The sequence below is a fragment of the Providencia sp. PROV189 genome, from assembly GCF_028480065.1.
In the GTDB taxonomy this organism is placed as follows: domain Bacteria; phylum Pseudomonadota; class Gammaproteobacteria; order Enterobacterales; family Enterobacteriaceae; genus Providencia; species Providencia stuartii.
Window position 1 is genome coordinate 99,459 of sequence record NZ_JAMPOG010000021.1, and the last position, 24,771, is coordinate 124,229.

Below are 24,771 nucleotides of genomic sequence, written 5' to 3' on the forward strand. Positions count from 1 at the left end.
AAACAAAATAACAGAATTGCGGTTATGATCACGCAAAATAGTCGATTCTTCCCTTTTCCGCTAACAAGTGGAAGCGAGCGATGATCTGCGTTAAAAGTTGCTGTAGCCACAAAGATGTTGAACTCATTTCAGGCAACCGGAGGCCCTTGTGATTCGAGAGTAGGAAGCTACCGTTTTATCACACTGAATTTTTGCCTATCGTTTAATACGCAGTGAGATAGGCAAAGTGATTGATAAATCGAGCAAACCACTAGATACGCGCCAGACTGTCTTTAGCGATCACTTGGAATTCATTGAAATTTTTAACCGTAATCAGCCTACGGGTGGTTTTCTCTTTTACGAAGGTAACGAAAAGATCATAAATCGCCATAGCCTCCTCATAGTCAGCCTTGCTAATCGCCAATAGGAAAACCACATAGGCGTTTTCTTTCGTCTCTTTGTTCCATTCAATACCTTTAGGGGCAACAATCGTCACGACAACCGTTTTATTTGCCAATAATCCCAGTGAATGAGGAAGCGCAATTCCTTCGCCTAATAATGTAGAAACAATCGATTCGCGCTCTTGTAATGATGGATAAAAATCCGCAGTCACATAGCCATCTTGTTGTAATTTATGGCAAACCGTTTGGAATAATGTTTCTTGGCTGATTTTGTCATTAATCACCATAAAGTAGCGTTCATCAAAGAAGCGCTCAATAATATAGGGGCGGGTTTGATCTATCATGGCTAATTTGCCGATCTGCTCTAGTTGATAAGGCGTCGGAAATGGCGCTATCTTGATCACGGGTTTATTTTTTTCAGAAATACGAACGGTGGTGATCACAAAGTCTTCTTCGACTTCATCTAATGACTCATATTCTTGTAGAGTTAACCCTCGGCTAAATTTGAGTTGCGGAAACTCACGCATGATTTTTGATTCAACGACTCGAAATGTGGAATTTCCCGCATCGGTGACAACCAGCACTTCTGTCTGGCGAATAGAGCCGGCACCATAATTCCTTTCCAAACTAACACCAATGTGAACGGCAAGGTAACCAAGCTCATCTTCATTGATTGGATAAGGAAGTAATTGCTTACTTGCACTGGTCAGTGCACTGAGCGTGACATCATAGGCGAAAGGATAATATTGCTTGATATCACTTAACAAAGGGTTAGGGGTAATAATGTGATATTGCAGACGTGTCATCAGGGCCGCAATATGGGTATTGAGATCCTTTTTGAGTTTCTCATCATCACGTAAGTCATAATTATATAATTCATTAATATAATTAAGAATATATTCAACCAATTCATGATGATGATGATTTTTTTGTTGAGTAATATCTTGGTGGCCAATGCGCTGTGCGATGATTTGATCATGCAGATAGCTGAGTTCTGCACTTGATAGATCACTGCCAAGAAAATAAATAAGCCCTTTCGAAACTTCTTCACAGGCTTTACGTAGCGTCTCTTCACTATCATGATCTTTAACGACAGATGTGAGTTCATGGCCTCGAGTGATCCGCAAAATAGTGACAGCGCAATTAAATACCAGATATAGATGCCCTTCATTACTTAAACGAACATCAAAACGGTTCATACTGTTATGGAGAACTTTATCGATATAGGTCAAATCAAGGTTATCTAAACATTCAGGCTGGAAAATGGATAAGTCTTGATTAATTTGCTGTGAAAAGCGGCGCCATAGGGTTTCGGTCATGCAAGCTCGGATGGCCCACTCACTACCGTTAAGACGGATCCCTTGATGTGGAATGCTTTCTAATAAGATCTGGTATTTTTGTAGATGCTCTCTTACAACACTCATATCTTGCTGTAGCGTTCCACGGCTAATAAACCACTCTTCCGCGATATCGTCCAATTTTACGGGTAAAGAGAGCATCAATAGTTTTAGCAATAACGCATCAACACGCTCTTTACTGGTACGAGGAATACTATTTTCGACTTGGTTTTGCTGGGTAAGTTTAGCAAAAAGCGCTTCATCATCGACTTTTAAACGGTAACCATGGCCTCGCTCATAGAGGATATGAGCGCTGTAATTTTGTATGAGTGCATTTATCTCATTAATGTCAGAGCGAATTGTTCGGGTTGATACCGAAAAACGCTTAGCTAGCTCATCTTGAGGCACTACCTCATCAAGGATACTTGCAAAAATTTGATTGAGTCGCTGTTGAGTGAATAAAGCCACGAAAATACCTTCTCGACCTAAAACCATAAGCTTAATAGCCAAAATAGTTCTTTTATTTTGGCTGACTATGGATTGGACTCTATCATAAGCCTATCAACATACCGAGTATGGCAGATCATAAATTTGAGAATATCTTCGCAAAAACCGAGAGATTTTAAGAAATAGTGCACTTTTTGTATGGGCCAAAAAGGTCATTTGGCCCGTTGAAGATCATGCACCGAGGTCAATGAGTAAAGCGCGCATTGATTTTGATGATGAGAGTGTTAGTGCATTTTCATTTTGAATAAATACACCATCATTACAACTCATTTCTATGGTTTCGCCATTTTCTGCTTGGAGAGTCGCTCCTCCACGAATGGATTGGAGATAAGCATTTTTCCCCTTAAGCTTAATATGTTGAGCACTTTCAGGCGTAATATTGAGCTGTGTAATCCAAATTTGTTGACGTAATTGAATGCTCTCATTTTCGCCATCAGGTGAAGCAACTAACATATTACTATCAGGCGGTAATTGAATTTTTTGGGCCGGATAGTACTCTTGCTGTGGGCAAGCATTTAGCCATAACTGCAAACGAGTTAACGGCTTATATGGACACATATTATGTTCACTGTAACTTAAATCAGGACGAGGTGAGAAACGAATACACTCGCCTTCACTTACATTGATTTTATTACCTAAACTATCGCGATATTCGGCACTTCCTTGTAGTATAAAGTTAAGAATATCGACATGTGGGTAGCTTTTAGGCTGAAACGCACTTTCAGGCGCAATAACTTCCTGATTGAGTACTCTTAGTGTCTTAAACCCCATAAAATCAGGGTCAAAATAATGGCCGAAGGAAAACGCATAACGTGCCTGTAACCAGCCATAGTCAGCCTTTCCACAGTGCTTAACTGCCCTTAATGTCATCATGGTGGCTAACCCTCCTTCGCTCGACAAAAATACACAAAAATTGATAAATTTATAGAGTTATCATAAATAGCTGGACGTTGAATTGTTAGCCAGTTAATCTGTTTACTTCATTCAAATTTCCTGAAAGAGATATCCCATGAGTAAAGAGAGAGCATTAACACTTGAATCATTAAGGGTGATGGATGCAATCGACCGGCGTGGTAGCTTTGCTGCTGCTGCTGACGAATTGGGCCGAGTGCCCTCAGCACTCAGTTATACCATGCAAAAGTTAGAAGAAGAGTTGGATGTTATTCTATTTGATCGTTCAGGACATAGAACAAAATTTACGAATGTCGGTAGGATGTTGTTAGAACGAGGTCGAGTATTACTTGAAGCCGCAGAAAAATTGACATCCGATGCAGAAGCGCTCGCTAAAGGTTGGGAAACTCACCTTACCATTGTTTGTGAAGCATTAGTTCCTGCGTATTACTTATTCCCGTTAGTGGATAAATTAGCTGAAAAATCCGAAACGCAACTTTCTATTTTAACTGAAGTACTTGCAGGGGCGTGGGAACGGTTAGAAAGTGGAAAGGCGGATATTGTTATCGCACCGGATATGCACTTTCGTTCCTCCTCCGAGATAAACTCTAAGTCGTTATACAGCGTTAACCATGTCTATGTTGCTAGCCCTGATCACCCGATCCACCAAGAGCCAGAGCCGCTGTCAGATACGACACGTATTAAATATCGAGGTATTGCGGTGGCCGATACCGCACGTGAACGGCCAGTTATTACAGTACAGTTATTAGATAAACAGCAAAGATTAACGGTCTCCACTATTGAAGATAAGCGTAGTGCGCTATTAGCAGGGTTAGGTGTAGCAACGATGCCATATCCAATGGTAGAGCAAGATATTCGTGAAGGGCGCTTGCGTGTAGTCAGTGCAGAATATAGCCATCAGACGAATATTATTATGGCGTGGCGCAGAGACAGTATGGGTGAAGCAAAATCGTGGTGCTTACGAGAAATACCTAAATTATTTGCTAATAAATAAAGAGTAAAAAAGCACCTCTATATAGCACTATAGAGGTGCAACCAAATTCGGTTATCAATTTATCAAGTAAAGGTTAATGATGAAAAAGCAACTTTTACCATTTTCTATTCAATAAATGGTCAATACTAAATTTACCAGGGCCTGTGACTGCCAGTAATAAAAAGCCACCTGCAATAGTCATGTTCTTCATAAACATCAAACTATTTGGCTCTACACTGAAATTAATGTGGAAGAGCAGGGATGTTAATACACAAAAAACAGCAGTAAAAATAGCCACTGTTCTGGTGAGGAAACCAAAAAGCACAGCAAGCCCGCCACCCAGTTCTAATAAAATAGTCAGGGGAAGTAAAAAGCCGGGAACACCCATCGCTTGCATATATTGTTGAGTGCCTGCATAAGCGTCACCTAACTTACCATACCCAGCAACAATAAACAGAATCGGCATCATAATGCGGGCAAGTAATAGCACGCTATTTTCTAAATTTTTCATTAAGATTCTCCAGCTAACTAGGTCAGCAAGTGTCAATAAAATGAGATACACATCGCGATATAAATTGTTTTTTTAGCATTAAATGACAAGAAATCACCTAACGATGCTATGGTAGTGATTTGCGGGTTCAATAAAAAGCAAAGGTTATTAACAAAGATGGACAAAAATATTGAATAATGGCAGAGAGAGGAAACCTGAAATGGTCAGATTTCAGGTTTGGAGCAGAGTAGGTTATTTTTTACCCGTATTAACAACGCTTTGGAGGGTTCGCACTAAACTCCAAGCGGCAATCGCTTTTTTGCCTAGGGAAAAAATACGCTGAGGCCGTTTAATGGTATAAAGAGAAATAAGACCGGCAGCGGCAACAAAAATAGGCCGGAAGGTGACAAAGATTTGCCATGAGCGATCGTAAGGCTCTGTCATCTGTAACCAATCTTTGGAAGCCGCAGAGAGTTCAGAACGCTGTTGCTCAATTTGTTTGATTAAACGCTGTTTCTTTTTAACCAATAATAGGCGCTTGCTTTTATTCATCTTTTGACCCCATTAACGCTTTAGAATCTTCCTTTAACTGCTCTCGAGTTGCGCCGAGTAAGGTCGATTGTCTCGCTTTTTTTAGGGTCCAAATTGCGCCAATAATAGCGAGTAATATTAAAACGCCTGTAGTAATCGCAAGGGCTTGATAGCGATAAATAGGATCAACTGACCAAAAGATCAAACCAATGAGGCACATTAGACCAAAGGCAGTAAAAAGTAGGGTGATACCCGCCATTAAAATGAGTTGAATAAGAGTGGTTTTTTCTTCCTCTAATTCAACTGCGATTAATTGGATCCGAGTTTCCACCATTTGCACGGCGATACCGGCGATGCGTTGTAAGGTATTAAGGACCCCTTTTCCGGGGCCCTGACGCTCTTGTTGTTCCATAAAAATTAACGCTTAGCGAGTAATACGCCAAGAACGACGCCAACAGCAGCACCGATACCGATGCCAGTCCACGGATTTTCGCGCACATAATTATCCGCACGACCCGCGATTTCTTTTGTTTGCTCGGTGATTTTATCACCCGCATTGCTCAGTTTGGCGCGTGAAGCGTGTAAGGCATCTTGAGCTTTTTGCTTCAGGCTGTCTATTTCTTCTTTCGATTTGTTTCCAGTATCGTTTAGCATCGCTTCGAGAGAGTCAGCCAGTGCTTTTAGTTCTGCGCGTAGATCTTCTGATGAGTTATTCGATGACATATGGAACCTCCTATCAATAGAAAAATATAGTTAGCAGCTTTAACAATAGCTATTTTTACAGTAAGTGCAATGAGGAGAGGGGGAATTATTGATTAAATTAATGTAAAAGAATGTTTTATTTCAAGTAAGAGAGAATAATATTATGTTTATGTTAAATAAAAAACGAATTTATATCCAAGACGGATGCTCTAATAAAGATGTATTTACTGTCAGAGAGAATAAACGAGAGGCGTAATTTGCCTCTCGCCTCGTGATGTGATCAGTTAACTTTTTTTGTGGAAAGTTTTTTCTTAATGACGACGGCAATACTTCCGATAAGACCAATGATAAGTAGGCCGACAGGGATCAGCATCAACACGTTCATAATATGCTGTTCATACTGTAGAAATATTGGGCTTTTCCCAAAACCAAAACCAATAGCTGTTAAGATTAAGACCCAAAGAAGACCACTTAGCCAGTTAAATATTTGGAAGCGGCCATTCTGTAGCCCTGCTAGACCAGCAATTGTAGGCAGGAGCGTCCTGACAAAAGCTAAAAAGCGACCAATCAATAATGCTGCTAAACCATGGCGATGGAATAAGCCGTAAGCACGTTGATGATAATGCTCAGGAAGATGGGCTAGCCAACCTTTCACCAGTTTCGTGTTGCCAAGCCATCGACCTTGAATATAACCAACCCAGCAACCAAGGCTAGCGCCCGCAGTCAAAATAACAATCGTCAATGGATAACTTAGTGTACCTTTTGCTATGAGAACACCAACGAGGATCAATAAGCTGTCACCTGGTAGGAATGCGGCAGGGAGAACCCCATTCTCAAGAAAAAGAATAGCGAATAACATAAGGTAAATAGCCCAAACCAACGTAGGGTTGGAGAGCGTGACATAGTCTTGATGCCAAAGGGCAAAAAATAATTCTTTAACTAATTCCATTAATGTTTCCTAAACGGCAATAACAGCAACAATTTTATTGTTGGGTAGGGAGACATGGATTATGCGAATACCTAAGTGAAAAGTCATGTTTCCTCAGGCTGTTAGTTCAAAGCCTCTCCACTTTAACAAAACAAAAAATAACTAAACAGCGAATTCTCGTTCTATTTTTAGAATTCATTTAAGTTTTGCGGAAAAACGCAATCTTCTTCCTCGCGTTTTTTCTACAATAAATGGTGTGAAAATGGGCTTTACCAAGATGTTTCTTGACAAAAATGGTAAAAAAAGGTGTTTCCTTATTCAATAGTCTTTAAATATTTTTACTCAAATTATACCTATGGATTATTGATTTTTAGGACTAATTACCCTAATTTATCAGTCATAGCAAAGGGGAGTAACTTCTTCTTGTCGGTTTATCGTCATTACGGTGCTCATCATATTGTACCCGGTAGCCGAGCACCACAATTTCCTAACCTAGGATTATTGTGTTGTAAGTGAGACCTTGCCAGAAGGCAAGGTTTGCTCATCGTTTACAACCAAAAGATAGTCACTCTAGGTTAAAAACAGTTAAGCGGCTGATGCCTTCTGAGGTGTCAGCCGTTTTTTTTTGTAATTAAGGAAATTATATGCACTCTGTTGGTAGCCCTATTTTATGGGGAAGTTTCGCGGTTATCATTCTCATAATGTTGCTTGTTGACCTATTATGGCAAGGCAAACATAAAGACCAAGTTATGTCGATGAAACAAGCGGCGATTTGGAGCACGGTGTGGGTGACGCTAGCATTGATGTTTGCTGGGGGATTTTGGTGGTATCTCAAAGATACGGTAAGCCTTGAATTTGCTAATAGCCAAACAACGGCTTTCTTAACGGGTTATGTATTAGAGAAAGCTTTAGCGGTTGATAACGTATTTGTGTGGTTAATGTTGTTCAGCTATTTTGCGATCCCAGCGAACCTACAAAGACGTGTTTTAGTTTATGGGGTACTCGGTGCGATTATACTGCGTACCATTATGATCTTTGCAGGCAGTTGGCTCGTATCTCAATTTAGTTGGATTCTTTACATTTTTGGCCTGTTCCTTCTCTTTACAGGTATCAAAATGGCTTTTACAAAGGAAGATGACTCTCCAATTACCGATAAGCCCTTGGTAAAGTGGGTTCGTTCTCATTTACGCATGACTGATGAATTACACGGTGAAAAGTTTTTCATTAAACGAAATGGGTTACTTTTTGCTACACCACTTTTTTTAGTCTTGATCCTTGTTGAAATCAGCGATGTGATTTTTGCGGTAGATAGCATTCCCGCTATTTTTGCTGTCACCACGGATCCGTTTATCGTATTAACCTCAAATCTTTTTGCTATTTTAGGCTTACGTGCAATGTATTTCCTACTGGCTGGGGTCGCTGAAAAATTCACTATGCTTAAGTACGGTTTGGCGGTGATTTTGACCTTTATCGGTGTGAAAATGCTTTTAATGGATATTTATCACATTCCAACGATCATCTCTTTGGGGACGGTTGCAACAATTTTAGTCGCCACTTTAGTGATTAATGTTATCGTTAATAAAAGAAACGCTTCTAACGGCTAATCTTTCACTGCTTAATTAACTCAAGCACTCGGCATAAAAACCGAGTGCTTTTTCTCTTTAACAGACTGAAAAATATCATAGATTTCTCAGTTTCCTATCCTACTATAAGAAACAAAATACAATTAGGATCACAGATATGTAAATATATTGTTAAAATAAAAAAATTATTGTCTATATTTAAAATAATCGCCTTTCCATAAGGTATTTATTCCTTATACTGGCAGAGCAAACACATTTAATTCCTAATAAAGATAAATAATGTATGGGTCTCTTATGGAAACAAACAAAACAGGGTTATGGCAGGTTATTACGAGCGGTAGCTTAGTTAAGCAAATACTCGTAGGCCTGATCGCAGGTATTTTATTGGCATGGTTATGGCCATCAGCAGCAAAAAATGTTGGGTTATTGGGCGATTTGTTTGTTAGTGCGCTAAAAGCGGTTGCTCCTATACTCGTTTGGGTACTGGTCATGGCATCCATTGCGAATCATCGCAAAGGGCAAAAAACCAATATTCGTCCTATCTTAGTATTGTATATATTAGGTACGTTCTTCGCGGCGTTGGTAGCCGTTATTGGTTCTTTTATATTCCCATCCAGACTGGTATTAGCACTCGGTGATACTCAGTTAACACCTCCTGGAAATATTGCAGAAGTGCTTAAAGGCTTGTTAGTGAATATTTTTGCTAACCCAGTCGATGCATTGATCAAGGGGAACTATATCGGGATCCTCGCATGGGCGATTGGTTTAGGTATCGCTTTACGCCATGCTAGCGAGACGACTAAGAACCTGATTCAAGACTTCTCAGAAAGTGTGACACAGCTTGTTAGAGTGGTGATCCGCTTAGCGCCTCTTGGGATTTTTGGTCTCGTTTCTTCAACAATCGCAATAACAGGTTTTGCAACATTAAAAGGCTACTTCCATGTTCTCGCTGTGCTTATTGGTTGTATGCTGATTGTGGCATTAGTTGTTAACCCTCTGATTGTATATTGGAAAATTAAACGTAATCCGTATCCACTCGTTTTCGCATGTTTACGTGAAAGTGGTGTAACCGCCTTCTTTACGCGTAGCTCTGCTGCAAACATTCCAGTGAATATGGGGATGTGTCGTCGCATGAATTTGCATGAAGATACCTACTCGGTTTCTATTCCTCTGGGTGCGACGATCAATATGGGCGGGGCTGCAGTTACCATTACAGTACTGACCTTAGCGGCAGTGCATACTTTAGGGATCCCTGTTGATATTCCGACAGCGCTCTTACTGAGTGTGGTTGCTGCGGTTTGCGCATGTGGTGCTTCTGGTGTTGCTGGTGGCTCCTTACTGCTCATTCCATTAGCCTGTAACATGTTTGGTATTTCGAACGAAATCGCTATGCAAGTAGTTGCTGTTGGGGTGATGATTGGTGTGCTGCAAGATTCAGCAGAAACAGCACTTAACTCTTCGACTGACGTACTATTTACAGCAGCGGTTTGCCTTGCTGAAGATGAGAAATTGGCTGATCCTACAGCGCAATTATCACAAAAAGACTAGTTTAGTCTCGGTAAATATCCATAGAAAAACCCGCTGACGGATAGCGGGTTTTTTTATAGGTTAGCATTATAAATATGGCGCTTTTTATAGCTGATAGGCTACTTTCATTCCTTGTTCAATTGCTCTTCTTGCATCAAGCTCAGCAGCGACATCAGCGCCACCAATGACGTGAGCTTGAATCCCATGCTCTGCGAGAGGCTCTTTTAATGGGTGATATGGCTCTTGGCCTGCACAAAGAATGACATTATCGACGGGGAGGCAATGTATTTTATCTTGATAGCGAATATGCAAGCCATCATCATCAACTCGCATATATTCAACACCATTAAACATCTGCACGCCACGCTTCATGAGTGATAAACGATGAACCCAGCCTGTGGTTTTACCTAGCCCAGCGCCAACTTTACTGTTTTTGCGTTGTAACAAATAGAGTTGGCGAGAAGAGGGGATAGGATGAGGAGATTGGCTCAATATTCCTCCGGTCGAATTGATGCTGGTATCAATATTCCACTCTTGATTAAATAACGATATATTCAAACTGCTGCTTGGGCCTTTTTGGCTTAAAAACTCAGCAATATCAAAGCCAATTCCCCCGGCACCAATGATAGCAGCTGAACGGCCTACCATGCGCTTTCCAGTTAGTACATCAATATAGGAGAGTACCTTCTCGTGTTCACGCCCTTCTAGATTAATGGTTCTGGGCACAACCCCCGTTGCAATAACAACTTCATCGTAACCAATAAGGTCACGAATATGCGCTTGATGTTCAAGCTTGACTTCAATATTTAGAATTTCCAGTTGGCGGCAGAAATAGCGGATTGTTTCGTGGAACTCCTCTTTTCCGGGGATCTGTTTAGTCATATTAAATTGGCCACCAATTTGATTGGCTTTTTCAAATAAAGTCACTTTATGACCGCGCTTGGCTGCATAAATGGCACAAGAGAGTCCGGCAGGGCCTGCACCAACAATGGCTACTGTTTTTATTTGTGTCGCCTGTTCATCGGGATAATTCAATTCTTTTACGGCCCGAGGATTCACTAGGCAGGTAGCGAGCTTGCCATTAAAAATTTGATCAAGGCAGGCTTGATTGCAGCCAATGCAAGTATTGATTTCATCAGCACGATTTTCTTGTGCTTTCCGAACAAATGCTTCGTCGGCAAGGAATGGGCGAGCCATCGATACCATATCCGCTTGACCTGAACTAATGATCCGTTCGGCAACAAAGGGATCGTTGATCCTATTCGTTGTGATCAAAGGAATGGTGACTTTTCCCATTAATTTTTCTGTTACCCAGCTAAATGCATGACGTGGTACTTGTGTTGCAATAGTTGGGATCCTCGCTTCATGCCAACCAATACCTGTGTTGATCATTGTTGCGCCAGCTTGCTCAATCGCTTTCGCTAAATATTCAATTTCTTCCCAGTTGGAACCTTCCTCTACGAGATCTAACATTGAGAGGCGATAAATAATGATAAAGTTTTCACCCACTGCCTGACGGATTTTACTGACAATTTCGAGAGGGAAACGGATCCTATTATCGTAGCTTCCTCCCCATTCATCAGTTCTATGGTTTGTGCGCTTGGCGATAAATTGATTAATAAGGTAGCCTTCTGAGCCCATTATTTCGACGCCATCATAGCCTGCTTGCTGTGCGAGTTTTGCTGTGGTGACAAAATCATTAATCGTTTTATTAATTTGTTCTGTTGTGAGAGCGTTGGGGGTAAATGGAATGATCTCAGCTTGGATGGCACTAGGGGCAACAATATGAGGATGAAAACCATAACGACCCGCATGTAAGATCTGCAAAGCAATTTTACCGTCAGCGCTGTGTACTGCTTGGGTGATTTCTTGGTGAAAAGGCAACTGTTCCGGAGTATTGAGCACCGCGCCATGAGCGGTTAAGGCACCTTCTTTATTTGGTGCGATCCCTCCTGTAATTATTAAGCTAACACCATTTTCTGCGCGTAACCGATAAAAATGAGCCAAACGCTGGCTTCCTTCCGGATGTTCTTCAAGCCCCGTATGCATGGAACCCATTAAAATACGGTTTTTTAGTACTGTGTGCCCCAAATTCAGTGGGGTAAAAAGATGTGGAAAATTGCTCATATTTTTGCTCCCCTGCGGGATTTTATTAACAGGTCAGATGAGTTAACTCTAGCGCAATGATGGGGACAATAGAAAAATATGTTAAAAAAATGTGATATTTATCATATGATTTATTGGTAAATTGCAGGTAGTCTAGGTCGGCACAGGCGATTTTATTTTTTTGTCATAATTGGCGTGTAAAACAGGGTGGCTATTAGGGAACTTAACCAGTAAAGATATTTTACCATTGTACGAAAAAGGATGGTTACGATGAAAACGATTTGCGAGGCTATAGAACTTGAAGGGGGCTTTGTAAAACTGGAGCTGCTGTCCCACCAATATGACTCTGAGTTTATGGAAATTATTCAAAGAGATAGTTTACATAAACTATGGTATACCTCAGTACCTGAACCAGAAAACCTTGCTAAAGATGTTGAACGGCGTTTAAAGCTATATCAGCAACAAGAAATGCTACCCTTTGCAGTGATCAATAAAAAATCAGGTAAAGCTGTTGGGATGACCGCCTACAATAAAATTGACCAAGAGACTCGTCGAGTTGAAATTGGTGCAACCTGGTATAGTCGAGAAGTTCAACGAACTGCAATTAATACAGAAGCGAAATTCTTGTTACTCCAACACGCGTTTGAAACCTTATCTTGCGTTGCCGTGGAATTTAGAACTCATTTTTTAAATCAGCAAAGTCGAAGGGCGATAGAGAGACTGGGCGCTAAACTTGACGGGGTACTAAGAAGTCATATGTATACTCGTACTGGTGAATTACGGGATACCTGCGTATACAGTATTATTGCGTCAGAGTGGCCATCGATAAAACACCATCTACAGTGGCAATTGGAGAAACCTCGCTAGTAGCCATTCGCTGAGTTTATAAAAAATAAGTCTCTGTGATTAATCAATAAGAGAGGTTGGTTAATCGGTGCTGTTTTCTGTTTAAGAAATAGTCATTATCAATTAAATCGTTTGATTTTTATATAGTTAGACTAATTTTTTTGATTTTTTATGCATAGCATTTGGTTGTTATCAGTGCTGAGTTGTAAAAATACTTGTTTAAAAGGCAGAGGGAAGAGGGATAAATGCGGCTCTTTGAACAAGAGTTATCATTTTGAGTAATGATATCTTGCTGAATGATAAAGTAGAAAATGGAATTGCGTAGAAAATCACCATACAGTTTTGAAAGACTAGACCTGAGAGAAAACAGCACGTATAATCGCTTCCACTTTGGCCCCTTAGCTCAGTTGGTTAGAGCAGTCGACTCATAATCGATTGGTCACTGGTTCAAGTCCAGTAGGGGCCACCAAATTTTAGCTGTTAAATCAGCATATTAAGCCACTTCTTAGCAAGTGGCTTTTTTGTTTCCATCCTATTCCTTTAGTTCAAGAAATCTCTTCACTGAAGTTCTCCCTATCTATTGAAAATAATGAATTTAAACTATTCGCTTTAAGATTAATTAGGTATCCGTTCCAGTTAAGAACCTAATGATAAAAGTATTTCTTTATGCTGCTAATGGGAGTTTGACTTCTACAAGATATGGTTTATTTTTATTTAATTGTCATATATAGACTATCTATTTAAGGTTAGTTGAGTAATATTTATTTTTAAATGAGAAAGAAGTATTCCCATAATCATTAAAACTATTCCTTTATGAGTGTTTAATTAATTATAAAAATCACCATTGAGAATGTTCTTAATAGTGATCAGATTGATAGATTTTATAGGTGTTTCGTGATGACAACTTTGTTGTATGTTTAATCATGCACATTGGTTTAAAGAAAATCTCCTCATAAAAATCACGATTAATTTTAAAAAGCATATATCTGTTAAGATCTTAAATTATATTATTAATTAAAATTTAAAGTGAGAAAGAAATATTTTTATATAAAGAAGTGTTTTTCTTGTTAATTGGTCTAATTTTTTATAATTAATGGAATTTAAAAATATATTATGGTATTTATGTGGTGTTTAAATCTATTTAGTTATCCTTTATTGCGTTTTTATAGTCTGTAATTGTAGTTTTTTGTATTTTTATAGTTGTTTTTACTTATGTGGTTGTTGTTCTATGGTGAGATTAGTCTTAAATGGTGTTTTTTTATTTTTTGAAATCTTTTGTAATAAGTTTGTTTTAATTTATTCTAGCTTCTTAAGTTTATGATTATTAATAAGTATTTTTAATTTTATAATTTAACTATTACAACTTTAAAGGGTTTTTGGGGAATTTTAAGCTATTGAATATTTAAAATTGCTGGAATATTATTAATCCCGAATTAGGTGTAACGACGATTGAAATATATTGTTTAAATTTAGTTTGCACATAAATGTATATAAAGTGTTGTCCTCCCAGGTTTTACTTTAATATGGTTGTTGTGCACTCTGAAGTTTAATTTTTTGTCCATGTTACTATTTCTACAATTACAATAATTTATTAACGCTTGGTTACTATATTTTGTGTTGTAGAAATAGTTTCTTTTTGAAAATAACTGTAGGAGTTAGGTAAAAAGCTCCTTAATGTTAAGGCGCCTACCTTAATCATACAATCATAATCTTATCAAGTTGACAAAAGCGAACTGAGAATGAGTGATTTTATATGTTCGTTATCGGTCGGTATATTTTTACAGCTATAAATATTTGAACGTTTCGATAAATAAATTGTTTTTGATAGCGACTATCTATTTGAATTGCTACCTTGGCGGTATTATTGTTTTCACACAGAAGGAAATGGTGCGATTGTCGTGATATAGCTAATTTAGCAACTTGAACTAGGGAACGAGTATTTCATTACTCAACAGAGGATATTGATAACATATCAGGTTCACGTAATCTCAGTGCTGAATTTTAACTTGGGGTCACTTAACGGGGTCTAGGCTAAAATAACACTGTATCTAAAGCTATCAATGCGTTAATCAACCATAGATGAATAGCAGGCAGTTCAAGTGAAAGCCTAAAGGCATTCACAATAAGCCTCACCGATGAATAAAAAAATCAGCCGGTTGCAAGCACACAATACAATTCAAGAAAGCTACCGCACTGCTGATACTAGACCTTCTGTATAATTCGCGATAGCTCAAGTGCTGTGGGCAAATTTTATTGACCATGACAATTTTGAGAGAAAACCACTTTCCAATATTTCCTCATAAGACAAAATGAGCTTACTGAAAATGGATAGAGTCATACGTTATCATTAATGTGAAGAAAACCTCGACTTATCAAAAGTAAGAAAATTATTATTTTATAACTTAAATTATGACGTTGACTGTTTTATAAAGTAAGCAACTAAGGCGAATGAGCATAGGGTGCATAACGCTGCAAAACTAATAAAGGTCAACATTTGTGTCGAATTGACTAAAATATATCCACCAATGGCAGGGCCAATAGCCATTCCACCACCAATTACCAAATTTATGTTATTCATGAGCCTACCGCTGGTATCAAGCTGGGAAACCGCTCCCATAATAAAAGGTAAGACAAATGTCCATGTGAATTTAAACAATAAGGCGGCAACAATAAACCGTATTACGGTAGGTGAACCAATCAATAACAAGATACTTGCCATTAATAATCCATATCCTAAAAACACTAATTTATTGGTTTTAAACCGATTAGAAACAGTTGCCGCAATCACCGCACCAACCATACCTAAAATGGTGGCGATCGCTAAAATCTGACCATTCTCTTCAGCATCTAGCCCGCTATTTTGGCCAAATACACCTATGAATGTCCAAACTTGGCTCAAACAAATATAGAAAATGAGTATCGCAATAATGGCCATCGCCTTATTAATAAATGCATTTCGCGGGTGAGTTGATGAGTGATGATGTTGATCTTTTTCCATTATCACATTAGGAAATGCTCGAATTAATGGAAAAAAGATGACCATAAAAGCAGCGAGAATAAAGTAAACGATACGTAATCCGTAGAGTTCAAATAACGGTGGTAAGACAAGTAGTCCAAGTGTACCTAATGCGAGTTGACCTAAAACCCAAAAAGCGTACATGCGGCTCGGGTTTTCTGTTTTTCCGGCACATGAAATACACAGTATCATTAATGTACCACCAGCTAATGATGCTATGACGCGAAAAATTAACAAGGTGATATAGGTGGCCGCGAAAGCAGAGAGTAGGTTACCTATGATAAAAATAATGGCAGAGATAATGGCTATTTTTTGCCAATTAATACGGTTGATCCAATACCAAGCAGGAACAGTTGCAAAGCTCATAGCCCCTAATTCTGCTGAAAAAAGATAACCTATTTTATCGGCCGATAACTGCCATTGAGAGCCCAATTGAGTTGCAACTGCCGGCGCTGTCATCAAAATACCTGGGGCAATGGCCGCAAAAATAATAATTGCGAGTAGTAAACTCAATGAAGATTTTAGGATGACTTTTGGTGGCATGGCATTGACATCTTGTGTGTGCAGCGATTCGTTCATTTAAGCACCTCGTCAATAATAAGCAGTACCTTCGGTGAATGTTAATAAAAAGTTAATAATTACTTGTCGATTTTAGGGTGAAATAACGAAAGGTGACTATCATTCTTAAGAACGAAAAATAGGGCTTTTTTTGTTTTTTAGCGGCAACATCAAGAAATTTGCAGATTATCTGATAGGTTGAATAAACATACATTGGGAAAAGTTAATGGGATTTAAGTTCCCATTAACGTTTAAATAGAGAGGCTGTTTTAGAAATGTTCGCTATGCGATTTTTCTAGCGCGAAGCAGGCTTTTTCTAAGCCCCCTTTGCAGGCCAACTCAAAATAGTAGCGTGCCGCATAAGGAGAAGCATTTTCGACTTCACCTTTTTGCATGAGCCAGCCAAGGTTATATTGTGCATATGCATTGCCCTGTTCTGCTGCACGCATAAACCATTTCTGTGCTTGTTCAATGGAAACAGGAACTCCATCTCCTTGATAGTACATTAAGCCAAGGTTGAGCTGTGCATCTTTATCGCCCAGTTCAGCGCTGGTTTTTGTTTTTTCTGATTCTTCGAGTCGTTGACTTAACAAGTTTATATTATCAATCAAATTAAAATATTCATTTTTTCTTATTTCTAGATATGGGGTTTTATATTGCTTCTTAAAAATATCTAGCACTTAAATTTTATTGTTTAGCGATTTTTATCTCCATTTCGGTAGTTGAATTCCACTTTGAGCAATATCATTAATTTCATTCTAATTTATATTTTTCATCATTTTTTATTGTATTCATGAGTAAATGTCAATAGGTCAGAGGGGGGGCTTTTATTCAAGGATAGTGAATATGAAAAAATAAGTGTTGTAAAGATATTAATAGATAATTTGTATGGTGAGCAGCTATCTTCATAATATGATCTCGAAAATAATAAAGTGAGTGTCATATAATGATGATTTCTCTAAAGGTGATGAAGTTAGCAATAATGATTTTTTAATTAAGAATAGCTCTGTAAGAATATAAATAAAAAACGTGAAGTGAAAATAAACTTCTGTTTTATTTAATCCTAAACAATTAGTTTGATTAGAACAATATTACAGATATTGCAAAATATTATATCTAAAATTGAAGTGTTAATTAAAATTACCACGCTATTCAATACATTGATTTTATTGAGTTTATTTTATTTTGTTGGATTGATGGATTTTTCCATATATTTTTTTCGTTAAGTGTTATTACTTAACCTCTGAAAAAATATGAATTTCAGAATTATAAATCTAATTTTAAATCTTTTTGGGATTCTTGTAATATATAATTCTGGTCTAATTTGTATTCTCTTAATAGGAATGTTGAATGTACCAAGCTAATGTGGTTTTTTGTATTTGAATTACTCATTATTTGGATATTTAACTTATATCAATAACTGCTTGGTAGATATAGCTTTGTTTGATTTTGAGCAGCAGGTACAGTAAATTTATCTGCAACAGAGCAAGGCGTAAATATTTTCGTGCAAGCGGGCTTTAATAAATGAAGTTTGTTGTATCAGGAATTGAGGGCCTAATATGATAGTGGAACATGAAGTGTCAAAAAATATTTTTATGATTGCTGTTGGTAAAGAGATATTTCGTTTAAGGAAAAAGAGAGGGTTAACAGGAAAACAGTTAGCTGAAAAACTAAATGTCTCGCAGCAGCAAATATCTCGATATGAAAGAGGTGTGTGTAATATTAATGTTGATACCCTCTTTGTTATTTTGCATGAATTGGATTGTAGTTTAAGTAATTTCTTTAGTGCTGTTTATCTTAATGTTAATGATACAGAAAAAAAAGTTGGTTCTCATTATATTAATTTGTTTTTACCTCCATCTCCTTACTATAAAGGTGAGGATGCTTTTTCAGTAAAGATGAATAATTTGGTTGGCTAATTATAGTCGACCAAATAATAAACTATTAAAGATTTATGTTTAACTGAGAATAAAGAAAATACTTTCTGTTCTCAGAAAGTATTTTATTTGTTTTTATTTATTATTTAATAAATAAATTCTATTAATTATTTAACCAAGTGAGCTAATTAATAGCTTACTTTTTTTAGTGTTCATCGTAAAGGCGTAACCAATATGAAAAAGATTCTTTTAGCAACTCTGATTTCTGGCGCAATGAGCGCATCAGCTATGGCTGCTCCAGTCAGCGCAGGTCAAGGTACTGTGACATTCTACGGCTCAATCATTGAAGCCGCATGTGGTATCGCGCCAGAGTCTACAGACCAAACGGTTAACCTAGGTCAGGTAGCATCAGCACAATTAGCCGATGGTGGTACTTCTCGTCCAGTGCCATTCACTATTGAGCTGGTTGACTGTGATACAACCACGCTGACAGACAATACGGCGACCGTCACCTTTACGGGTGGTGTGAATCCTAACTTAGCTGATTCACTGGCTATTCAAGGTCAAGCATCTGGCGCAGGTGTTCAAATTGCAGGTCTGGGTGGTGTACCAGTGAAATTAGATGGCTCTGCTGGAACTGACTTAAAAATTCAAAATGGTGATAACTCACTGCTGTTCTCTGCTTATTTGAAAGGTGATGGCAAAACTATTGTTCCAGGTGAATTTACAGCACTCGCTAACTTCACAATGAGCTACGAGTAATCAGAACACTAGTGTGTTATTCAAAGGAGGGTAAAACCATGGGGTGTCAAGCTGTATTCGGATGGAGTGTATTACTCCTCACTACGAGTTTTACCTCACCTTTGGTGCACGCAGCTGGGCAAGGTGCAGGTACGGTGACTATGAACGGTGAAATCACCGATGCTGCCTGCACAATTGCCATGGAATCACGTGACCAAATCATTGATATGGGTGTGTTGCCGATTGGTACGATCCGTCAAGAAGGCCAAGGCCCCAAACAAGATTTTGAAATTCAATTAGTTAATTGTGATTTAGTCAAACACAGTGATCCGACTCAAACTTGGCGTGCCTTGCGCATGACCTTTGATGGACCTTCCGATAACGGGTTGTTTCAAGTATTTGGTGAAGCGCGCGGCGTAGGGTTACTTATGCAAGATGCACAATCGCGTCAAGTGGTACCGGGGGAAGCATCTCCGGAGCAAGATATTGTACCGCCGAGTATGCGATTAGCTTATCAATTACGGTTAGTCTCTGACTCTCGCCCACTAAGAGCAGGATATTACCAAAGCTTGATCCGTTTTAAAGTCGATTATTACTAATTAAGCCGGTTGAATTTATTTTTCTCTTTATTGTTATTGTGAATGTTCACGAGGGATATTTTTTATGTCTTCACCAAAGGCTACTTATTTTCGCCTTGCATTGCTGTCGCTGTCCATTGCGTTTGCTTTGGGTGAAAGCCAGATAGCATTGGCATCATCTGATGTTATCCAATTCAATATGGATGTATTGGATGTGGAAGACAAAAAAAATATCAATCTAGAACATTTTTCGCGTGCTGGTTATGTGATGCCAGGAACCTATAGCTTAGCGCTTAAGGTCAATGACGATACGTTACCAGAAGTGAAAGTACCATTTTATCCCCCTGAGAATGATCCTCAAGGCAGTGAGCCGTGCTTATCACCCGATATCACTGCCCAATTAGGGCTGACCGCAGACAGCTTGAAAAAGCTGACATGGTGGCACGATGACCAATGCTTAAAATTGGAAAGTTTGCCGGGAATACAGGTGCGTGGGGATCTCTCAACTTCATCCTTATACGTGAGTATTCCACAAGCTTACATGGAGTATACGGCTCCTAATTGGGATCCACCATCGCGTTGGGATGAAGGGATTGCTGCGATTTTGTTGGATTACAACATTAACGGTAACACTTATCGCCCGCACAACAAAGGTCATAATACCTACACCTTAAACGGTAACGGGGTGGCGGGGGTAAACTTAGGTGCATGGCGTTTTCGTGCAGATTGGCAAGGCCGTTTAAATCATGCAACAGGCTCAAACCAAGCTATCAATCGTGATTTTCAATGGAATCGATTTTACGCCTTTCGTGCGCTGCCGGCTCTCGGAGCCAAACTGATTTTGGGTGAAGATTACCTGAACTCAAATATGTTTGATTCATTCCGTTTTATTGGCGCCAGTTTGCGCTCGGATTTGAACATGTTGCCGCCGAATTTACGCGGTTACGCACCGGAAGTAACAGGGATCGCACAATCCAATGCGACGGTGACGATAAGCCAGCAAGGGCGTGTGATTTATACCGAACAAGTGGCACCGGGGCCGTTTCGTATTCAAAACTTGAGCGATGCGATTAGTGGTACGTTGGACGTCAAAATTGAAGAGCAAGATGGTACGGTACAAGAGTATCAACTCGATACAGCTAACTTACCTTACCTAACTCGTCCGGGACAGCTTCAATATAAGTTGGCATTGGGTCAGCCGAATGATGTTAACCGGCACAAAGAGGGTGATAACTTTATCACTGGTGAGTTTTCGTGGGGGGTGAATAACGGTTGGTCACTGTTCAGTGGTTTGCTTGGCAGCAAAAACTACCAAGCGATTTCAGCGGGTATTGGTCGAGACTTACTGGCGTTCGGTGCGTTGTCATTCGATGTGACTCAGTCGTTTGCGCGTTTGGCAGGTGAAAACACTATTAACGGTGGATCTTATCGTGTCAGCTACGCAAAACGTTTTGATGCTATTGATAGTCAAATTCAATTCGCGGGTTATCGCTTCTCGGAGCGAGACTTTATGAGTATGTCAGACTTCTTACAGGCAAGGAAAACAGGTATTCGTTATGGTGGTAGCAAAGAGCTGTACACCATTTCACTGAGCAAAAATTTCCGTGATATCGGTATGTCTGTGTATTTGAACTACAACCACCAAACCTATTGGGATCGACCGGAAAACAACTATTACAGCCTGACGTTATCCAAATATTTTGATGTGGGAACGATTAAGAATGTCAGCGTTAACCTGTCGGCAAACCGCAGTATGTATAACGGGGTGACGGATGACAGTATTTATTTATCGACCTCATTTCCGCTGAGTAATGGTGCTAATGTGGGGTATTCCTTAAATAGCAGCCGTTATGACACGGTCAATCGAGTGACTTACCATGACCGCATTGATGAGCGTACCAATTATCAATTGGGCGTAGGATCAAACCGTAAAGGAGCGAGTGGAACTGCGTATCTGACTCACCAAGGCGATACCGCGCGAGTCTCGGGTAATGCGAGTTACGCCAATAACCAATATACCGCGTTTGGATTATCAGCAACTGGTGGGATCACGCTGACGGCAGAAGGTGGTGGTGTACATCGCATGAGCATCCCTGGAGGAACCCGTTTACTGGTGGACACCGATGGCATTGCTAATGTGCCTGTCAAAGGGTTTGGAGCTCCGGTTACCACCAATATGTTTGGTAAAGCGGTGGTTGGTGACATGAACAGTTACTACCGCAGCAAGGCACAAATTGACTTGAACGCGCTGCCAGATGATGTGGATGCACAGCAATCGGTGGTGCAAGTGACCTTAACCGAAGGGGCGGTGGGTTACCGCGAATTTGCGGTTGTGGCAGGGCAAAAAGCGATGACGGTGTTGCGCTTACCGGATGGCAGTTACCCTCCGTTTGGGGCGCAAATATTCAATACAAAAGGCCAAAGCACCGGCATCGTAGGGGATAGCGGCAGTGCGTATATCAGCGGTATTGAACCAAATTCCCTAATGACCATACAGTGGGGAGACGAGGACGGATGCCAAGTGGCTTTCCCTGAGAGTATCGATATCAACAATCCATCGCTGTTGTTGCAGTGTACTCCGCTAGCAGCAAAGCAGTTAGCGCAGCGATAACACGCGTTAGCACGGTATGAACAGAATTTGCGGTGACGCGATGGTGTCTCCGAGATGACATTAAAAAGGTTATAACAGCATGAAACTGAATAAAAAATACGCTTTGATAGCGGGTGTGATGGGCATGATGTGGTTAAGCAGCATGGCACACGCGGCGATTGGTCTTGACCGTACTCGGGTGATTTTTAACGGTGACCAAAAATCGATGTCACTCAACATTTCTAACAACAATAAACAATTACCGTATCTAGCACAGGCGTGGATTGATGATGCTGAAGGCAACAAAATTACTTCGCCATTGGTGGTATTGCCGCCAGTGCAGCGTGTGGAGCCCGGCAAATCTAGCCAAGTGAAAATCGAAGCCCTGCCAGCGGTTAGTACCTTGCCACAAGATCGCGAGAGCTTGTTTTACTTTAACTTGCGTGAAATACCGCCTAAAAGCGATAAGCCCAACACGTTACAGATTGCCTTACAAACCCGCGTAAAAATGTTCTATCGGCCAAAAGCGATTGTGCCGGCCAAAATGGGCACACCATGGCAAGAAAAATTAACCCTGCAAAAACAAGGCGATACGGTAATGGTCAAAAATCCCACGCCGTATTATGTGACAGTGATTAATGCAGCAGAAAGCCTTAAAGCATTGGACAACAAAGATAAAAAAGAATTTAAACCCATCATGTTGCCACCGTTTGGTGAAAGCGCGTTAGGGGTGAGTGCCAATGCATTAGGACAGCGTCCGGTAGTGACTTACATCAATGATTACGGTGGGCGCCCAAACTTGACCTTCCAATGTCAAGGTAGCCAATGCCATGTGGTGCCGAACGATAAGCCTGCGACACCGTAGACCATAACCGTTGCTTTGTCTGCAACATGACGATAAGGAATAACCGATGACACACAAATTATTAAATCATGCTGTCACCTCTATGCTGTTTGGCAGCGTACTTGTCTGTTCATGGGGCAGTCAGGCAGAAGATAACAACACGCGTTTGTATCGTCCTGTGGATAACTGGCAGGTCGATGGCGCCAACGGTGCGTTGTATGTGTCGGGTTCACTGACCGAAAGTCCGTGTCGTTTAGCGATGACCTCGGCGTATCAAGCGATTGAGTTGGGCAATACCGAAACCGCGGAACTGAAAGCCGTGGGGGATAAAGGGCGTGCAACGGCGTTTCACCTTGAACTGCAAGATTGTATCGAAGTGAACAGTGCCTTGGAAAACGTCCAAACTGGGCAAACCGCGTGGAGTAGCACCCAACCGGCGGTTAAAATCCGTTTTATTGCGCCAACGGTACCGTGGATGCCGGATTTTGCCAGAGTGACTGGCGCACAAGGGATTGGTTTAGTACTGAGTGATAAGGCAGGGCAAATCTTGCCTTTAAATCAAAATAGTAACCCAGATCTGCTGCCATCAGGGCAATCGACGCTGACCTATTATGTCTCACCGGTACGTACGGCACAATTGATGCAGCCGGGAGCGTACTCTGCGCTGATTTCTTTTGAAATGCGCTATGAGTAAGGTGAAATAGTTATGGGAAAAAAAACATTCAAAATACTCTGGTTGTATAGTGTTTTGTTGGGAACGGTATTACTACCAAGAGATGTTTTAGCTGGTTCAACTCAGTTAGACTTTAGGGTAACTATACGTATTGAGATTAAAACTTGTGATGTAAATGATAATCAAGCCATTGAAGTAGATTTTGGTGACATGATTATCAAAAATATCGATGGTGTAGCCTACGAGCAACCGATTGATTATACACTTGATTGTGACGATGCAACCAATAGTACTCCACTTAAGTTACGTTTTGAAAATAACTCCGGGGCAAATTTTAATGCCAACTTATTACGTACGAGCGAACCTAATTTAGGGCTGCGAGTGAAACAAGATGGCTATCCTTTTGCGTTTAATAATTGGGTTTATTTTACTTACGGCAATCAACCTGAGTTGTCTGTTGTTCCTGTAGCAAGAGGATCAGCTGGAATTGATGACGGTCCGTTTACGGCTTCGGCGTTACTTACTGTGGAGTATGAGTAATGGCACAACAACGTGTAATTTCCATTGTATTATGGCTGATAGCCAGTGTATTGATATCTGGATATATCATGATACCTGTACAAGCATCTACACAAGTCAATTTTTATGGCAATTTAATTGGCCATCCACCTTGTGATATATCGGGGGAAAATGATCCAATTTATGTTGATTTTGATGAAGTCGGGCTTACTAGGATCGACGGAATTAATTATAGGAAGGATTTTACATTAATAGTGACTTGCGGTAATGACCTTGGTAATGGTGTGCAGCTGTATATGGGATATAACGGTATGAATGCTCCATTTGATAATGATGCTGTACAAACGAGTATTGGAGGGCTTGGCATACGTTTATATTATCAAGACCAAGTTGTTTCTCCTAATAATGATGACATTCCCATCGTAATGTCAGGTGGTTATTCAAAGGTAATTCCCTTATGGGCTGTTCCTGTGAGAGAAGATGATCGCAATTTATTTGAAGGTACATTTTCAGCTACTGGCACAGTAGAAATTCGTTATCCTTAAAAAGGAAA

At 39.9% G+C, this 24,771-nt stretch carries 22 protein-coding genes and 1 tRNA gene; 13 read left to right on the top strand and 10 right to left on the bottom strand.

All coding sequences use genetic code 11. The annotated features are described in order from the left end of the window. Positions 1 to 250: 250 nt before the first annotated feature. Together PR833_RS13425 and PR833_RS13430 are read right to left on the bottom strand one after the other, a co-directional pair. Positions 251 to 2,212, bottom strand: coding sequence for a BglG family transcription antiterminator (locus PR833_RS13425; RefSeq protein WP_004925345.1), 1,962 nt, complete (start codon positions 2,210 to 2,212; stop codon positions 251 to 253). A gap of 183 nt (positions 2,213 to 2,395) precedes the next feature. Then, the gene (locus tag PR833_RS13430; RefSeq protein WP_004925342.1) at positions 2,396 to 3,097 is read right to left on the bottom strand and encodes a pirin family protein; all 702 of its coding nucleotides are present in this window, start codon (positions 3,095 to 3,097) and stop codon (positions 2,396 to 2,398) included. A gap of 136 nt (positions 3,098 to 3,233) precedes the next feature. Here PR833_RS13430 and PR833_RS13435 point away from each other — a divergent pair, with 136 nt between their 5' ends. After that, positions 3,234 to 4,130, top strand: coding sequence for a LysR family transcriptional regulator (locus tag PR833_RS13435; protein WP_004925339.1), 897 nt, complete (start codon positions 3,234 to 3,236; stop codon positions 4,128 to 4,130). Positions 4,131 to 4,224: 94 nt separating this feature from the next. Here the strand turns inward: PR833_RS13435 and PR833_RS13440 are convergent, their stop codons facing one another. The 5 genes from PR833_RS13440 to PR833_RS13460 form a co-directional block, all read right to left on the bottom strand. Continuing rightward, complete coding sequence (locus PR833_RS13440) at positions 4,225 to 4,620, bottom strand: DoxX family protein (RefSeq protein WP_004925336.1); 396 nt, start codon at positions 4,618 to 4,620, stop codon at positions 4,225 to 4,227. A 231-nt stretch (positions 4,621 to 4,851) separates the two neighbouring features. Continuing rightward, positions 4,852 to 5,151 (bottom strand): YqjK-like family protein, encoded by a 300-nt coding sequence (locus PR833_RS13445; protein ID WP_014657593.1) that lies wholly within the window; start codon positions 5,149 to 5,151, stop codon positions 4,852 to 4,854. Then, entirely contained in the window at positions 5,144 to 5,542 is a 399-nt protein-coding gene (locus PR833_RS13450) for a phage holin family protein (protein ID WP_004925329.1), read from the bottom strand. Before PR833_RS13450 ends, PR833_RS13445 begins: the two co-directional genes overlap by 8 nt. Before the next feature lie 5 nt (positions 5,543 to 5,547). Next, complete coding sequence (locus PR833_RS13455) at positions 5,548 to 5,853, bottom strand: DUF883 family protein (protein WP_004925327.1); 306 nt, start codon at positions 5,851 to 5,853, stop codon at positions 5,548 to 5,550. Between the two features lie 259 nt (positions 5,854 to 6,112). Then, the gene (locus PR833_RS13460; protein WP_004925324.1) at positions 6,113 to 6,781 is read right to left on the bottom strand and encodes a DedA family protein; all 669 of its coding nucleotides are present in this window, start codon (positions 6,779 to 6,781) and stop codon (positions 6,113 to 6,115) included. A 623-nt stretch (positions 6,782 to 7,404) separates the two neighbouring features. Between PR833_RS13460 and PR833_RS13465 the strand changes: the two genes are divergently transcribed. Further along, positions 7,405 to 8,364, top strand: coding sequence for a TerC family protein (locus tag PR833_RS13465; RefSeq protein ID WP_036943093.1), 960 nt, complete (start codon positions 7,405 to 7,407; stop codon positions 8,362 to 8,364). A gap of 273 nt (positions 8,365 to 8,637) precedes the next feature. After that, entirely contained in the window at positions 8,638 to 9,891 is a 1,254-nt protein-coding gene (gene sstT / locus PR833_RS13470; RefSeq protein WP_036943096.1) for a serine/threonine transporter SstT, read from the top strand. Positions 9,892 to 9,975: 84 nt separating this feature from the next. Here the strand turns inward: sstT and PR833_RS13475 are convergent, their stop codons facing one another. Beyond that, positions 9,976 to 11,997: an NADPH-dependent 2,4-dienoyl-CoA reductase gene (locus PR833_RS13475; protein ID WP_272526210.1), complete on the bottom strand. Its 2,022-nt coding sequence runs from the start codon at positions 11,995 to 11,997 to the stop codon at positions 9,976 to 9,978. A 249-nt stretch (positions 11,998 to 12,246) separates the two neighbouring features. Here PR833_RS13475 and PR833_RS13480 point away from each other — a divergent pair, with 249 nt between their 5' ends. Together PR833_RS13480 and PR833_RS13485 are read left to right on the top strand one after the other, a co-directional pair. Then, positions 12,247 to 12,843 (top strand): GNAT family N-acetyltransferase, encoded by a 597-nt coding sequence (locus tag PR833_RS13480; protein WP_272526211.1) that lies wholly within the window; start codon positions 12,247 to 12,249, stop codon positions 12,841 to 12,843. 371 nt (positions 12,844 to 13,214) lie between these two features. Beyond that, positions 13,215 to 13,291: transfer RNA gene (locus tag PR833_RS13485), tRNA-Ile, on the top strand. Between the two features lie 1,938 nt (positions 13,292 to 15,229). Here PR833_RS13485 and PR833_RS13490 read toward each other — a convergent pair. Together PR833_RS13490 and PR833_RS13495 are read right to left on the bottom strand one after the other, a co-directional pair. Next, complete coding sequence (locus tag PR833_RS13490) at positions 15,230 to 16,417, bottom strand: MFS transporter (protein WP_272526212.1); 1,188 nt, start codon at positions 16,415 to 16,417, stop codon at positions 15,230 to 15,232. Positions 16,418 to 16,665: 248 nt separating this feature from the next. After that, positions 16,666 to 17,007, bottom strand: a complete 342-nt coding sequence (locus PR833_RS13495; RefSeq protein WP_014657599.1) for a tetratricopeptide repeat protein — start codon at positions 17,005 to 17,007, stop codon at positions 16,666 to 16,668. Positions 17,008 to 17,955: 948 nt separating this feature from the next. Here PR833_RS13495 and PR833_RS13500 point away from each other — a divergent pair. From PR833_RS13500 to PR833_RS13535, 8 genes are all read left to right on the top strand, one after another. Further along, a complete protein-coding gene (locus tag PR833_RS13500) occupies positions 17,956 to 18,315 on the top strand; it encodes a helix-turn-helix domain-containing protein (RefSeq protein ID WP_014657600.1) in 360 nt (119 codons plus the stop codon). 192 nt (positions 18,316 to 18,507) lie between these two features. Then, entirely contained in the window at positions 18,508 to 19,035 is a 528-nt protein-coding gene (locus PR833_RS13505; protein ID WP_014657601.1) for a fimbrial protein, read from the top strand. Positions 19,036 to 19,073: 38 nt separating this feature from the next. Continuing rightward, complete coding sequence (locus PR833_RS13510; protein ID WP_060561394.1) at positions 19,074 to 19,613, top strand: fimbrial protein; 540 nt, start codon at positions 19,074 to 19,076, stop codon at positions 19,611 to 19,613. Between the two features lie 64 nt (positions 19,614 to 19,677). Beyond that, positions 19,678 to 22,203, top strand: coding sequence for an outer membrane usher protein (locus PR833_RS13515; protein WP_272526213.1), 2,526 nt, complete (start codon positions 19,678 to 19,680; stop codon positions 22,201 to 22,203). Between the two features lie 79 nt (positions 22,204 to 22,282). Then, the gene (locus tag PR833_RS13520; protein WP_014657604.1) at positions 22,283 to 23,047 is read left to right on the top strand and encodes a fimbria/pilus periplasmic chaperone; all 765 of its coding nucleotides are present in this window, start codon (positions 22,283 to 22,285) and stop codon (positions 23,045 to 23,047) included. 46 nt (positions 23,048 to 23,093) lie between these two features. Continuing rightward, complete coding sequence (locus PR833_RS13525) at positions 23,094 to 23,720, top strand: fimbrial protein (protein WP_272526214.1); 627 nt, start codon at positions 23,094 to 23,096, stop codon at positions 23,718 to 23,720. 12 nt (positions 23,721 to 23,732) lie between these two features. Further along, on the top strand, positions 23,733 to 24,239 hold the full coding sequence (locus PR833_RS13530; RefSeq protein WP_060561397.1) for a fimbrial protein: 507 nt from the start codon (positions 23,733 to 23,735) through the stop codon (positions 24,237 to 24,239). Beyond that, positions 24,239 to 24,763, top strand: coding sequence for a fimbrial protein (locus PR833_RS13535; RefSeq protein WP_060561398.1), 525 nt, complete (start codon positions 24,239 to 24,241; stop codon positions 24,761 to 24,763). Before PR833_RS13530 ends, PR833_RS13535 begins: the two co-directional genes overlap by 1 nt. Positions 24,764 to 24,771: the final 8 nt, after the last annotated feature.

What these genes read in the sequence shown, in the direction of transcription:
- PR833_RS13425 (WP_004925345.1), bottom strand. Translation starts at nt 2,212, where the DNA reads ATGGTTTTAGGTCGAGAAGGTATTTTCGTGGCTTTATTCACTCAACAG.
- PR833_RS13430 (WP_004925342.1), bottom strand. Translation starts at nt 3,097, where the DNA reads ATGATGACATTAAGGGCAGTTAAGCACTGTGGAAAGGCTGACTATGGC.
- PR833_RS13435 (WP_004925339.1), top strand. Translation starts at nt 3,234, where the DNA reads ATGAGTAAAGAGAGAGCATTAACACTTGAATCATTAAGGGTGATGGAT.
- PR833_RS13440 (WP_004925336.1), bottom strand. Translation starts at nt 4,620, where the DNA reads ATGAAAAATTTAGAAAATAGCGTGCTATTACTTGCCCGCATTATGATG.
- PR833_RS13445 (WP_014657593.1), bottom strand. Translation starts at nt 5,151, where the DNA reads ATGAATAAAAGCAAGCGCCTATTATTGGTTAAAAAGAAACAGCGTTTA.
- PR833_RS13450 (WP_004925329.1), bottom strand. Translation starts at nt 5,542, where the DNA reads ATGGAACAACAAGAGCGTCAGGGCCCCGGAAAAGGGGTCCTTAATACC.
- PR833_RS13455 (WP_004925327.1), bottom strand. Translation starts at nt 5,853, where the DNA reads ATGTCATCGAATAACTCATCAGAAGATCTACGCGCAGAACTAAAAGCA.
- PR833_RS13460 (WP_004925324.1), bottom strand. Translation starts at nt 6,781, where the DNA reads ATGGAATTAGTTAAAGAATTATTTTTTGCCCTTTGGCATCAAGACTAT.
- PR833_RS13465 (WP_036943093.1), top strand. Translation starts at nt 7,405, where the DNA reads ATGCACTCTGTTGGTAGCCCTATTTTATGGGGAAGTTTCGCGGTTATC.
- sstT (WP_036943096.1), top strand. Translation starts at nt 8,638, where the DNA reads ATGGAAACAAACAAAACAGGGTTATGGCAGGTTATTACGAGCGGTAGC.
- PR833_RS13475 (WP_272526210.1), bottom strand. Translation starts at nt 11,997, where the DNA reads ATGAGCAATTTTCCACATCTTTTTACCCCACTGAATTTGGGGCACACA.
- PR833_RS13480 (WP_272526211.1), top strand. Translation starts at nt 12,247, where the DNA reads ATGAAAACGATTTGCGAGGCTATAGAACTTGAAGGGGGCTTTGTAAAA.
- PR833_RS13490 (WP_272526212.1), bottom strand. Translation starts at nt 16,417, where the DNA reads ATGAACGAATCGCTGCACACACAAGATGTCAATGCCATGCCACCAAAA.
- PR833_RS13500 (WP_014657600.1), top strand. Translation starts at nt 17,956, where the DNA reads ATGATAGTGGAACATGAAGTGTCAAAAAATATTTTTATGATTGCTGTT.
- PR833_RS13505 (WP_014657601.1), top strand. Translation starts at nt 18,508, where the DNA reads ATGAAAAAGATTCTTTTAGCAACTCTGATTTCTGGCGCAATGAGCGCA.
- PR833_RS13510 (WP_060561394.1), top strand. Translation starts at nt 19,074, where the DNA reads ATGGGGTGTCAAGCTGTATTCGGATGGAGTGTATTACTCCTCACTACG.
- PR833_RS13515 (WP_272526213.1), top strand. Translation starts at nt 19,678, where the DNA reads ATGTCTTCACCAAAGGCTACTTATTTTCGCCTTGCATTGCTGTCGCTG.
- PR833_RS13520 (WP_014657604.1), top strand. Translation starts at nt 22,283, where the DNA reads ATGAAACTGAATAAAAAATACGCTTTGATAGCGGGTGTGATGGGCATG.
- PR833_RS13525 (WP_272526214.1), top strand. Translation starts at nt 23,094, where the DNA reads ATGACACACAAATTATTAAATCATGCTGTCACCTCTATGCTGTTTGGC.
- PR833_RS13530 (WP_060561397.1), top strand. Translation starts at nt 23,733, where the DNA reads ATGGGAAAAAAAACATTCAAAATACTCTGGTTGTATAGTGTTTTGTTG.
- PR833_RS13535 (WP_060561398.1), top strand. Translation starts at nt 24,239, where the DNA reads ATGGCACAACAACGTGTAATTTCCATTGTATTATGGCTGATAGCCAGT.